Origin of the sequence: Gracilimonas sp. BCB1, from assembly GCF_040117685.2 — a bacterium.
Classification (GTDB): domain Bacteria; phylum Bacteroidota; class Rhodothermia; order Balneolales; family Balneolaceae; genus Gracilimonas.
The window spans coordinates 113,961-126,208 of sequence record NZ_JBEDYP020000015.1; the positions used below are offsets into that span (position 1 = coordinate 113,961).

Annotated in this window: 10 protein-coding genes; all 10 read right to left on the bottom strand. The window is 43.3% G+C overall.

Annotation, left to right across the window (positions count from 1 at the left end; translation table 11 throughout):
• Positions 1 to 169: 169 nt before the first annotated feature.
• Positions 170 to 1,267: a hypothetical protein gene (locus tag ABFW99_RS12865; protein ID WP_349353782.1), complete on the bottom strand. Its 1,098-nt coding sequence runs from the start codon at positions 1,265 to 1,267 to the stop codon at positions 170 to 172.
• Between the two features lie 162 nt (positions 1,268 to 1,429).
• On the bottom strand, positions 1,430 to 1,870 hold the full coding sequence (locus tag ABFW99_RS12870) for a hypothetical protein (protein ID WP_349353781.1): 441 nt from the start codon (positions 1,868 to 1,870) through the stop codon (positions 1,430 to 1,432).
• Positions 1,871 to 2,006: 136 nt separating this feature from the next.
• Complete coding sequence (locus ABFW99_RS12875) at positions 2,007 to 2,432, bottom strand: hypothetical protein (RefSeq protein WP_349353780.1); 426 nt, start codon at positions 2,430 to 2,432, stop codon at positions 2,007 to 2,009.
• Positions 2,433 to 2,565: 133 nt separating this feature from the next.
• Positions 2,566 to 2,802 carry a hypothetical protein gene (locus ABFW99_RS12880; protein ID WP_440707513.1) on the bottom strand — a complete coding sequence of 79 codons (237 nt, stop codon included), beginning with the start codon at positions 2,800 to 2,802 and terminating at the stop codon, positions 2,566 to 2,568.
• Between the two features lie 133 nt (positions 2,803 to 2,935).
• Positions 2,936 to 3,259 (bottom strand): Imm58 family immunity protein, encoded by a 324-nt coding sequence (locus tag ABFW99_RS12885; protein ID WP_349353778.1) that lies wholly within the window; start codon positions 3,257 to 3,259, stop codon positions 2,936 to 2,938.
• A gap of 426 nt (positions 3,260 to 3,685) precedes the next feature.
• Complete coding sequence (locus ABFW99_RS12890; RefSeq protein ID WP_349353777.1) at positions 3,686 to 7,183, bottom strand: amidohydrolase family protein; 3,498 nt, start codon at positions 7,181 to 7,183, stop codon at positions 3,686 to 3,688.
• Positions 7,184 to 7,283: 100 nt separating this feature from the next.
• Positions 7,284 to 9,725: a DUF5686 and carboxypeptidase-like regulatory domain-containing protein gene (locus tag ABFW99_RS12895; protein WP_349353776.1), complete on the bottom strand. Its 2,442-nt coding sequence runs from the start codon at positions 9,723 to 9,725 to the stop codon at positions 7,284 to 7,286.
• A gap of 41 nt (positions 9,726 to 9,766) precedes the next feature.
• A complete protein-coding gene (locus ABFW99_RS12900; protein WP_349353775.1) occupies positions 9,767 to 10,792 on the bottom strand; it encodes a S66 peptidase family protein in 1,026 nt (341 codons plus the stop codon).
• 28 nt (positions 10,793 to 10,820) lie between these two features.
• Positions 10,821 to 11,405, bottom strand: a complete 585-nt coding sequence (gene nadD, locus ABFW99_RS12905) for a nicotinate (nicotinamide) nucleotide adenylyltransferase (protein WP_349353774.1) — start codon at positions 11,403 to 11,405, stop codon at positions 10,821 to 10,823.
• Positions 11,405 to 12,244: an outer membrane protein assembly factor BamD gene (locus ABFW99_RS12910; RefSeq protein ID WP_349353773.1), complete on the bottom strand. Its 840-nt coding sequence runs from the start codon at positions 12,242 to 12,244 to the stop codon at positions 11,405 to 11,407. The genes nadD and ABFW99_RS12910 overlap by 1 nt, the downstream gene beginning before the upstream one ends.
• Between the last annotated feature and the right edge of the window lie 4 nt (positions 12,245 to 12,248).

A 12,248-nucleotide genomic window follows, 5' to 3' on the forward strand; every position in this document is an offset into this window, starting at 1 on the left:
GACTTAGGATAAGTACTATAAAGATAATTCCAATTGTTGTGTCTAGAATTGTAGATTCACCCGAAGAAATATTAATCCATCTGTTGTAGAGATATATAAATGAAATGATAATTAAAATTATCAAGTAAACTAGTTTCCAGTATTGTTTAAAGAAATCTGTCATGGTTTTTTAATAGTAATCTTCTCTGTCAATAAGTTCGGGTCCTCTCCATAAAGTATTAGGAGCAGCAAGGTATGCAGAACCGTACATCTCGTAGCTATCTATATTTAACGTTACCTCTTCGATAAATTTATTTCTAAAAAAATCTATCATCTCAATTAATTGTTCTTTCCAATAATTGGTGTCAAACTCTTTATACAAGGAACTATTTTCAATTATGTTAAGATATCGATCTCGAGCTGGTGGATGTGTTTGATATCCCATTGGAGGATAAATGGTATCTCTTACAGCTTCGAATATATCTAAACATGCAAACCAAATTAATGCTGCGCTAGTGCGAATTTTTTGTTCATCATAACTAAATTCTGGAAGGTTTAGAGATGCCAAGTCAGCTTCAAATTCATGCTTTTGAGATATATTGTAAACCTTTGAGAGTTTATAGTCTGGTTCATCTTTATTAACTGATCTCAACACAGATTTTTTAGAACTTTTAGTACTTGATAAGTGATCGAGAATAAAATGACCTAATTCATGACCAGCGATAAACTCTAATTGATAAGGAATAGGCTCTTCAATTTTATCTAAAATACTTTTGGGTATTATACCTCTTGGATCCATTGTGAAGTCAAGAGCTTCAGTTTTTAGCATAACTCTAATAGCAATTCGAAAAGCATTCATTCGAATATCAAATGGAACTTTATCATCTAGATCTAAAAGTCCTAAATGCATAAACTTTAGAAAGTAGTATAATGAGTTGCATAGAGTAGATATTGGACCAAATTCGCTCTTTAAGAGGATCCCGTTAGGATCGGTAGAAAAAATATTTCCAAAAGTAATTTGATTGCACTTATCTCTAAGATTAGAAGGAAGTTTTTTTATAACATTTTCAAAGTTATTGTTTGAGAAGTATTTATTAAGAGACCAATTATTGGGATGAGCTCTTCTGGCATTCATTACAACTCTCATCAATCTCATGTTATCTACTATAATATCAGCTCTGAATTTAAGTAGATAGTCATCAGCAGTTTTAATATCTAATATTCGTTCTATTTCATTTGTAGAACAGACTGGCCTGTAAATTAGTCTATCAAGGTCTTCCTGTTTCATAGTTAAGAATAATACTTTCTGGTTACTGAAAACCACTAACGACCCAGCGTTTAAACGGCGCGGGGATTATGATTTGGTTGAAGTAGCGAAATTAATTCCTGGCAATCAAGTTTCCATCGAACCCCGTCCGCGTCCGATTTAAAACGCATTGTTATGCCTATTTTAGTTAACTTTTAAAAGTTCAGATAGTGTAGAGTCGAATCTTGATTTCATTTCCTTACTGGTATTAAAATATCCAGCTATAATTGTTGGGTTGTTAAATTTGATTTCTCTCCAAAAACCAGACTCCGATTCTCCGAAAATATCTAACGTATCGCTCGTTGCTATTCGCAAGAAGATCGAATCTCCAAATTTTTCAACCTTAGATAGATTGAATTCACTGCCTGATTTTGAATCGTCAGTAATAAAAAAAATGCTTCCATCGCTATAGATAAAATGCTTCTCCCGAAATTGATGATCGTCCTCATAATTTTTAACTTCTTCAGGTTTAGGCAGTGGTAGATCAATCTTATTTTCAGAAACTGTGAATTGTAGAGATTGATTTGAACTACTACAGCCAACAATTGAAAACAGGAAAATGAAGATGGAAAGATTCTTGATCATAATTTGATTTGGGCAATGGGCATAACGACCCAGCGTTTAAACGGCGCGGGGATTATGATTTGATTGAAGTAGCGAAATTAATTCCTGGCAATCAAGTTCCATCGTATCCCGTCCGCGTCCGATTTAAAACGCATTGTTAGTAGGCATATTCCAGAACCAAGATCAATAGTAAAAACCAAGATAGATTTCCTAAAGTGGTCATTAAAAGTCTCTGTTTCCATTTCTTGTTATATCCATTGTCTTTAAGCTCCAAAAAAGTATCACCGGTTGGTGTAGAACCCAATGCCCAATAAACCAAAAGGATGAAGGGTGCAAAAAAATAAAGAGCTAGTAATTCTTTAGTGGAATATGTTGCATTGGCTTTTATCGAAGTAGTTTTTCTTATATAGCGCTTTTTGCTTTTAGCACGGTTTTCTTGATTTTGAATTGAATAACCACGAGCAACCAGTTCTTTTCTCGCTTGAGCTAATGCATCCTCTTTCCAGTCATTAGTATTTTCGACAATGGAGAGAAGCTCCTTTGTATCTCTTTCTTTGATTGGTGGGTTATACTCGGTTCTCATATTTGAGCAATGCCTACTAACGACCCGGCGTTTAAGCGGCGAGTCGAGTTGTTAAATTAAGGTTTCGGACCCTAAACGAGTCCGCTTGAAACGCTTGTTATGTGTACCATTCTTTCTTTACAAAGGAAAAAATTTATTGCTTAGCTTCTTTTGAACCGATTTTCTGATTTAGATTCTCATTTAATTTTGCTTCAAGCTCTTTCGAAGCTAAATCATTGTGAACTAAATAGACCTGTCGAAGCAATTCTTCTATTTCGTACCACTCTTCCTCAGTTAAAGCATCTTGATCCTTCTTTTTCCCGAATCTGAAGAATCCATCCTCATTTCCGTAATACTTCTCGAAGATATTAAGCTTTTTAACTGTGATCATTTTCTGGTACATATAACGACCCAGCGTTTAAACGGCGCGGGGATTATGATCTATTTGAAGTAGCGAAATTAATTCCTGGCAATCAAGTTTCCATCGAACCCCGTCCGCGTCCGATTTAAAACGCCTTGTTATACTACCAGTTTTCCGTAATTGAAACCAAAGAGTCATTTTCAAAATCGAAGTATATTCCTTCATAAATGACTTTGTTTTCTTCCTCGACTATAAATCCATCAGGATACTTTTGGCGGAGTAAAAAGAGAACATCTTTTTTTGAATAATCTTGGGCACCTTCAACAATTAAGTTACCAAGAATGCCAATTACTCTTTCCTGTTTTTCATATGAATCTTGCTGATAGGTCAGACTTACACCAGAATCAAGAGATTTATAAAGCCAGAAAAGATTGGTTACAACCAAAAGAACTAAAGAGGAGAAGAACAAAGTTTTCCAGTTTTTCATGAGCTCTTATTGGTTAGGTAGTATAACATATAATTATTTAGAATGTACGAAGGTGTGAAAATTCTATATAAAAGTACAAATCAATTAATGACAAGCCTCTGATATCCATTCAGATATGTTATCAAGAATTTCAGTGAAAAATAATTACAGATAACATTTTCGAGTGATATCCCCTACTCTTAACTACTACTGATCGTGACTCTTTATTCAGCAAAGACTTCACAGTAAAAACCTGAGATTTATTAAAGCAACCAGCTTCCCACCTTCGCAGGAAGGACTTGTTCCGGAAATGATTTTTGGCTTAATGATGAGGTAAAGAAAAAAGGCTCCCAAAGGAGCCTTTTTTCGTTGATTGCGTTTCGTTATTCGTTTAATCGGGATAATCTGTTATTCAATAACGAATAACGATTTCCCATTAACGAACAATTATTCTTTTCCCGGGAGCATCATCTGCGTTGGGTTCGGGAATTCCCACTCATACGGAGCGGCTTTTACCTGCATAGGGTACAGCTGATCCAGCGAATCGCCATCATACAGGCGGCCGTTTTTCATCACCCATTCAATGGTGTTCGTGTTTCGCAGATCTTCCAGCGGGTTTTCAGTCAGAATAACCAGATCCGCCAGTTTGCCGGCTTCTATAGACCCTAAATCACCATCCAGGCCAATAGCAGTGGCACCGTCAATGGTGGCTACCTGAAGGGCATCGTGGTTATTCATCCCTCCTGCTGCCATGGCCCAAAGCTCCCAGTGGAAACCGAGTCCCTGCAACTGACCGTGACTTCCCACACCGGAAAGTCCGCCTGCTTCTTTCAGGTCTTTCTGAAATTCGGCATGCTTCTGGAATACATGCTCATCGTCATGAAACCAGCCCGGACGACGTCGCGACTTGGATGCCAGCTCTTCGTACGGAGTAAAAGTTCGGAGCTTCTCATCAAAGAACGGATTTTCGCGGGAGTAGAAGTAATTCTCGGCCCACGGTCCGCCATAAGCCACAAGCAGTGTAGGTGTAACCGCCATTTGAGCTTCCGCTGTGGTGGTAATCACATCCTTGTAAATCGGATACACCGGGTAGGAATGCTCATGCCCCGGGTAACCGTCAATGAGCTGCGTCATATTCAGTTTCCAGTCGAGCGCGCCTTCGGTGGTCGGCATGATGCTCTGCTCCTTAGCTGCCATCAAAATCCACTGACGCTGCTTACGGTTACCGGCCAAATACATCTTGATGGTTTTGGTATTGTAGTACTTGCTGTACTGCTTCATCACGTTTTTGGCATGCTCCAGACTTTGGATGTTGTAGGCCCAGAATCCAAGTCCCGGTCCGGTTGAATACACACGGGGACCTTCCATCATGCCGGTTTCCACCATATCGGAATAGGTCAGAACATCGGTGGTGGCGGTTTGAGGATCACGGGTGGTGGTTACGCCATAAGCCAGGTTAGCGGCATAACCCCAGAACCGTTGTTTGTGAATGCCCCACGAGGCCCATAAGTGAGCATGAGTGTCCACAAAACCTGGTACAATGGTCTTACCGCTCAGGTCGCGGGTTTCCGCACCGTTCGGAGCGGTCAGATTGGTTCCCACTTCAACAATTCGATTGTTTTCAATGAGCACATCCCCGTTCTCGATCACTTCATCCCCGTTCATGGTAATGATGCGGGCATTTTGAAGCAGGATGGTTCCTTCCGGAATATCACGGGTTACCGTTACCTCAATGCTGAGTTCTTCCGGCTTATACCCTTCGTCTTCCTTTTTCTCTTCTTTTTCTTCATCGGCTTCTTCCTCCTCTGCTTCTTCATCAGCATCACCGGAATCATCGCCGTCGCCGGAGTCGTCATCTTTCTTCATTTTCTCCTCCTCTTTCTTCTTCTCCGCTTCGGCTTCCTTGGCGGCCTTCACGCTGTCTTCATAGGCTTCAGCTGCATTCAGATCATAAATGAAATGACCTTTACCAATCGACCAGTGGACTTTGCCTGCATCATCCGACCAGTGAGGAAACTGTCCACCGATTGTCGTCAATTTCTTAGAAGGAAAAGCCGCACTTGCTGCCCGGGCAACCGATATCCGGGGAGTATCGCCGCCTACTTTAGGCACGGTAACCACATAAATATCATTATTGATAAGTGCCATCGCCTGATCTCCTTCCGGAGCCATCGCAATAAAGCTGGCGTTGGAGGGTGGATTATTCTCCTTAGCGGCTTCTTCGGGGTGAAGCATATCAGGCGTTGGATAATTAACGCCCATATTTCCAAATCCGGCCGTGGTGATCCCGGTGATGCGCACGTGCTCTTTTTCATCAGTTCCATCCCAGCGGATAGAAAGCAAGGTGCCATTGCCTCTGTTCAGGTATATACGGTCATCCGATTTTACGAAATGAGGATTGGAACGCCCGCTGCTCTTGGCAATAAAGTTGTTGGAACCACCATCAGCGGCTACCCAAACAAGATCTTCGGTAGAGCCGAATGCAAACGGTCCGGTAGAACGATCATAACTTCGGTTATCGCCTTTCAGCACTACAATTCGGTTACCTGATCGTGACCAGGCCGGCTCGCTGTAAATACCCGGCTCTTCGGTGATCTTCTGAGGGCGAATTCGGCGGGCATTCGGGTTTACTTTATAGAGAGCTCCGCCATCTTCCATATCGTAAGTGGCATAAACAATCCATTTTCCATCGGGCGACCAGGTTGGCTGCGCTTCAATAAAATCGGAATTGGTTAGTCTCTTGGGTTCGCCAACCGGTAAATCCTGGATGTAGAGTTTATCGAGAACCGTGAAAGCCAGCTGCTCGCCATTGGGTGAAGGTACCGCATCCCGAATTTGAGTAGCCAGCATTTCTTTGCTGTCATCCACCGGGTATTTAAAGAGTACTTCCGGCCCCATTTCAAGATGGGCACTTACTTCAAACGGGATTTCTGTGGATTCTCCGTTTTCTATATTGATGCTGTATATCTTTCCGCCATAGGATGTTAGCAGATTCTTATTATCCGGAGTGAAGGTCATGCCGGGCAGTACACCCATGGTAGCAATCGACTCCTGCTCATCTCTTTGAACCGGGTAGGCCAGCCATCGTTCATCGCCGGTTTCCATATCCCGTATTACCAGGCCGGTTTTGTCTTCGTAACGGGAACCGAATACCATCCACTTACCATCCGAAGAAAGCGTAGGTGTGAATGCGGAACCATATCGTGAAGTAATGGTTCGGCGTGAGCCATCTTCCCTGTCGTATCGGGCTATCTGATACTGCGGCAGCTGCGCATTGTAATTCCAGGCTCCGAAACGTTGCGAGAAATACACATAACGCCCATCGGGTGAAATGGCGGGATCTATGATTTTAAGACCGCTTGGCTCTCCTATAAGTGCGGTTCCGCTTCCCCCTTCTTTATGAATCAGCCATAATTTGGGAGTCAGCCCGCCTTTGGAGGCAATCACGTATTCGCCGTCCGGAGTCCAGTCGGCATTGGTATAGCGGGTATTTCCGCCTTTTGTAATTTGTGTGATTTCGGAAGTATCGGCCACTTCCACGTAGTATAAATCCTCTTCACCGGAAGCATCGGAGGTAAACAATACATACTTACCATCAGGGCTGTACCTTGGATGCGTATCAAAAGACATACCATCGGTAAGCTGTTCCGCTTCTCCTCCTGTTGCAGGAATACGATATATATCGCCCATTAAATCAAAAACGATGTGTTGACCGTCCGGGCTGATGTCGAGCGACATCCAGGTTCCTTCGGTGGTATTAAATTCAATAATACGCCCGGGTTTCATCGGGAGTTCGTTGTCGGCTTTGGGAATGGTAGTAGTATCTGAATCAGTCGTGTCTTGCCGTACTTCGAAAATAGAAGCCTGCACACTCTGAATTGAGAAAAGCCCCAAAAATAGATAAAACGGGATCCGTGCCCATTTCATGGATTTAATCGTATTCATAGGTATAAGGGATTTATTGTGATTAGGAATGCTTATCTACGGAATTAAAGCAATTAGTTACTGCTTATCCTGTAAAATTTTAATTTTGTGACGAAACGCTTTAAAACAGCAACAAAAAGCCAATGGAATTCCCGTACTTGCCGTATAGTTTCTTGCTCACTTCGGCGTATAGAATCCCGAAAATCTTGGATGCTGCAATCCCTATCTCTGCCTGGGCCTGAGACCCTGAATACGGAAGCAAAGGTTCCAGGCTGGGTGTTTGGTCTACCACACCGGCCGTTAGCACCGTTGAAATCTTAATCCCGCTTTTCTGAATAAAATTAATGGGAATGCTTCGGGTCAGTGAACTCCCGAATTTATAGCGGAGTTTTATTTGTGAAATCCGATTGCCCAATGGCTCCCTGTAATCGATAGTATTATAGGGTTTGTACCGTACATAATCATCCAGTACGTATCCGTTGTAGGTAAACAGCCGCTGATTGGGAACTCCGGCATCCGAAGCCCCCACTATAATATCGGTTTGAAAGAAATGAGAGGAGAATACCGGCCAATATAACTTCAAGCCCACCCTATAGCGATTATAGTCAAAATCACTCCCCCAGCTGCTGATGCCTTTTTCAAGTACGGCATCGGTCAGCCATCCAAACTCACGGATGTTATAATCCCGCAGAAACTGGGTTCTCAGGTATTGCCGGGTATCATGATGAAGGTGAAGGTACAATCCTTTGATGGTACCCTCCTGAGCAGGAAACACAGGATCATTATTGGCCAACTCTTCCGGTGTCAACCCGTCACCAAAAAGACTGAAGCTACTGGAGGCGGAGAGTGAGCGATGTGTTTCATCCATATACAGCGTTCGCAAGAAAGATTCTGTTCCAAACCGGAATCGGAGTCCGGCCTCAAAGCCTTCCCGCTCAAAAAAGTTATTCCCGGATGTTCCGGTGGTTAAAGCATACATCGTTTGGCGTGCTTCGAAGAAATCCAGCGGGGTTCGGTTGTATTCGTAATCCTGATACTGTGGTACTGTTTGTTTGTGATAGCTTCCTTCCGGGGCTACAAATGAATTCCCAAAGAAGTGATACCCACTCAGTTCATAGCTCCAGCTTTGATTTCCAAAGCCATAACCGCCGATAGCACGATATTCATAATCAAGATGAACGGGAGTTCGTATGCCCAGCCCCAAATAATTTCCTTCCACCCGGTTGTAATGGTAGATGTCGCTGATGTTTGTCAGGTAAAACCGCTCCAGCTGGTAGGGAAGCCTGAAAAAAGTACGCATGGCCGACATTCCGGCTTTTACCAGAGCCCGGTCTTCCTCATACTCTTTGGCTTCATCAAGTAGCCGGGCATTTTCGTTTTGATTCCGGTTTGCCAGTGTGTCCCAGTAAACCCGGCTTCTCTTATGCGCATCCTGCTGAATCTGGGTGGTGTTTAATTCTATTTGCTGTGGATCAATGCTTCGGGCATTCAGTTCATAATTATCCCAGGTCCACTCATCGTGGTAGTAAATACGATCTTTAGACCCCATAAACTGTAACACAGCCGAAAGCTCCGTTTTCTCGGGCAGCCAGAAATCCTCCACTTTTTTGTAGCTCTGCTGATATCTGAGATCAGAAATTTTAAAGGTACCCGAATTGGTTTCGGCATATTCATTCAGACTTACATCGATCCCCAGAATCACCGACTGTTCCTCGTCGTACCAAACCTGCCCTTCAAAAAGCGGGCGGTTATCGGTTTTTGGTTCAAAATAGATTTCTATAGTTCCCTCCGGCCAGCTGCTGTCTGCTTCTTCATCATACAGCTCATAGAAGCGACCGGCTTTATCAGATATGGGTCCAACTACCGTCATACCTTCCGACAGTATGCTCAAGGTCACTTCATCCGAGTTCAGGTTAAGCGGAGCCCCCCCTGTTGAAAAGAAATCATATTCACTAAAAAAATTATCACTAGCCCGATTGGCTTCCAGTGTTTCGGAGTAACGTTCAGGTTCGGATAGGTATCGAATCTCCGACTTCCGTTCTGAGAAGGCAATGGGGTTCAGTTCCTCCTGCTCAGCTTCTTCACTATTAAAACTTTTATCTACATTGCTAAGAATGGCCAGCTTATACACTTCGGCTATGTAGGAGTTCAGGTTAGAATTCTGCTGATCCCGAAGTCGGGCCAGCTCCTGAACCTTACGAGCCACACGGTCAGCACTAACGGTGACCTCCATCGATGCCAGGTCAGGTTTTAAATACACATCCTTCTGAATCTCTTTACCGTCCTGAATATTGAAATGAATGACTGTATCCCGAAATGAGATAAAACGGTATCGAATACGAACGTTTCCGGTATCCAGCTTAATGGAATACGAACCGTCGCTTGCGGTATAGGTTCCCTTGCTTGTGCCTTCGACGATAATGTTTGCGTACGGCAGTGTTTCCTGCGTTTCAGCATCATATACAAAGCCGGATAAAGTCCCCGTTTGAGCAAAAACATTAACACCCGGAACCAACAGTAAAAGGAATACAATCAACCCTGAAAAGCGGGATTCACCATTCATTATTTGTACCTGATTGCATACAAATTGAAATTTTTATTCGATCAAACAACAGCCGATTCTAATACGTGGATCGTTTTCTTTGTTGCATCTATCCTTGCATCCAAACCAACCGGCAAGGTAATATTATCATCTTCGTGGCTGATCATTGCCCCATAAAAAGCCGGAATATCCAGTGGTTTAATATGGTCATCAAAAACTTGTTCTAAGGTAAGGCTGTTATCCCCGGCATCGCAATCGGTGCATTTCCCAAATACAAAGCCCGAAATTTGATCAAGAATACCAGCCAGTTTAAGCTGGGTCAGCATCCGGTCGATTCTGTACACACTTTCTCCCACGTCTTCTAAATAAAGAATAGCGTCCTCAAAGGAAGGCAGGTAGTCAGATCCAACCATAGAAACCAAGACTGACAGGTTTCCACCGAGCAGTTTACCCTCAATGGTTCCCGGAGTTATTACAAAATTTCGTTTATCGTCAGCGGGGATTTCAAAATTGGGCGTTTCTCCATCCAGGATAATTTGTTTAAAAGCATTAGTTGTAAAGGGATTCCAGTTAGACTTCCCCACCGGCCCATGAAACGTAATCAGGTCACTTTTTTCATACATAGCCATGTGGAGCGAAGTAATATCGCTGAACCCACAGAACACTTTAGGGTTATTTTTGAATACATCATAATCCAGCAAAGGCAGGATACGGTTACACCCCCACCCCCCGCGTATACACATCACTCCATCCACCTGAGGGTCCCGAAACATATTCATCAAATCATCAGCTCGCTGTTGATCGGTTCCGGCCAAATAGCCTTTTTGATTCCGCACATGCTCCCCGAGCTTAAGATTAAAGCCCAGCTCCTGCAGGTTTGTTAGCATCTCATCAAAAACAGAGGATTCATAAATGGGGCTTGCCGGTGCTGCCAGTCCCAGGGTGTCCCCGGCTTTCAGTGCCTTGGGTTTAATTTTTAGGGGTGAACCGGGAGCGGCTTTTGTTTCGCAGCCTGTAAGCCCGAGGGCCGCTCCGGAAATTGACGCAAGTGCGGTTGTCTTGAGAAAGTCTTTTCGGGTAAATGCCATTATAAACAGATTTTATGAATGGCAGTAGTTAGCTATATAACTGCTCTTTTTCAATCACTTTTATGACTTCTTCCGGCACCTGAACAATGATGGATTTTCCCGCTGCGATGTTCTCCCTTATTTGTGAGGAAGAAATATCCAATGGGGTGTGATTAACAAAATGTGTGCGTTTCAGGATTTTTTTCTCAACATCTTTGTGAGTTTCACCGGGTCGTTGGGCTACCAACAACTCACATTCTTGCAGTATCTCTTGGTAAAACTTCCAGCTATGAAATTGAGACAGGCTGTCTTCCCCCATGCAGTAATAGTAGGTATTATCCGGATGATGTTTCTTTAAATAACGAATGGTCTGAACGCTATAGGAAGGCTTGGGCAGTTCGTTCTCGATGGTTTTAATGGAAACGTTATTCTGATCCCAAAATGCCTTTTTCAGCATCTCCAGCCGAATATCATAGGCCGTTTGAAATCCACTGCTCTTATGAGGAGGATATGGGGTCAGCAAGACCCAAAGTTCATCAATCAGGTCAGACTGGATGAAAGATTTAGCTATCGACAAATGTCCGTTATGAACCGGATCGAAGGTACCCCCAAATAATCCAATCCGGGCCGACATTATTCCTGTCCCGAGTCAGCAACCTCATTTTGGCCACTGCCGCCATTTCGAACATCGGCTAATTTACGGGCAGCTTCGTCATGGTAGTTTTCTACTTCTTCCCGGAATTTACTTTCAGGGAAAAGCTGCAGAAACTTCTCGTAGTTATCAATGGCTTTACTGTAACGCTCGGCTTGTCGGTTTATAACACTGTTATCGGCGTAATTGATGTAGGTTTGAATTTGATCAACCAATGCCCGTTCTGCCCACTTTGATTCCGGGTACTGATCAATGGTTTTATCCAGGTAAATGGTAGCCGCTTTGTATTGTTCGGTTCGCACATAGAATCGGGCTGATTCATAAGACTTATGAGCCAGCTTTTCTCTCATCTCATCAATGCGAGCCGCTGCTTCCTGAACCTTTTCATGGTCGGGATATCGATTATTGAATAAACGAAATCGTTCAATCGCCTTTCGGGTCTGGTTTTGATCCAGCTTATAACGCGGACTCAACTTGAAGTAGCACATCGCTGCTTTAAACTCCATATCCGGGCGACGTTCGTCCTGCGGGTAATAGCTGATGTATCGGTCATACTCGCTGGCAGCCAGCAAGAACTGCTTATCTTTATAATAACTTTCGGCCAGGTAATACTGGGCATCTTGTCCATATTCGGTGCCCCGGGCTACACGCGTAACGGTATCAAAGGCGTTAGCGGCCTCACTGTAATTTTCTTCTTCATAGAAAGCCATCGCTTTTTGGTAGGCTACCTCAACAGAGTCTCCCCTTTTGATAAGCCGGTCGTTTTTACAAGCCGAAAAGATGAATAAGAAAGCTAAAACTGCAAGAAGTTTACTGCGCATTGAG

Excerpts from the sequence above, each read along its gene's own strand:
- ABFW99_RS12870 (WP_349353781.1), bottom strand. The coding sequence starts at position 1,870 with ATGATCAAGAATCTTTCCATCTTCATTTTCCTGTTTTCAATTGTTGGC.
- ABFW99_RS12900 (WP_349353775.1), bottom strand. The coding sequence starts at position 10,792 with ATGGCATTTACCCGAAAAGACTTTCTCAAGACAACCGCACTTGCGTCA.
- ABFW99_RS12890 (WP_349353777.1), bottom strand. The coding sequence starts at position 7,183 with ATGAATACGATTAAATCCATGAAATGGGCACGGATCCCGTTTTATCTA.
- ABFW99_RS12910 (WP_349353773.1), bottom strand. The coding sequence starts at position 12,244 with ATGCGCAGTAAACTTCTTGCAGTTTTAGCTTTCTTATTCATCTTTTCG.
- ABFW99_RS12875 (WP_349353780.1), bottom strand. The coding sequence starts at position 2,432 with ATGAGAACCGAGTATAACCCACCAATCAAAGAAAGAGATACAAAGGAG.
- ABFW99_RS12885 (WP_349353778.1), bottom strand. The coding sequence starts at position 3,259 with ATGAAAAACTGGAAAACTTTGTTCTTCTCCTCTTTAGTTCTTTTGGTT.
- ABFW99_RS12895 (WP_349353776.1), bottom strand. The coding sequence starts at position 9,725 with ATGAATGGTGAATCCCGCTTTTCAGGGTTGATTGTATTCCTTTTACTG.
- ABFW99_RS12880 (WP_440707513.1), bottom strand. The coding sequence starts at position 2,802 with ATGATCACAGTTAAAAAGCTTAATATCTTCGAGAAGTATTACGGAAAT.
- ABFW99_RS12865 (WP_349353782.1), bottom strand. The coding sequence starts at position 1,267 with ATGAAACAGGAAGACCTTGATAGACTAATTTACAGGCCAGTCTGTTCT.
- nadD (WP_349353774.1), bottom strand. The coding sequence starts at position 11,405 with ATGTCGGCCCGGATTGGATTATTTGGGGGTACCTTCGATCCGGTTCAT.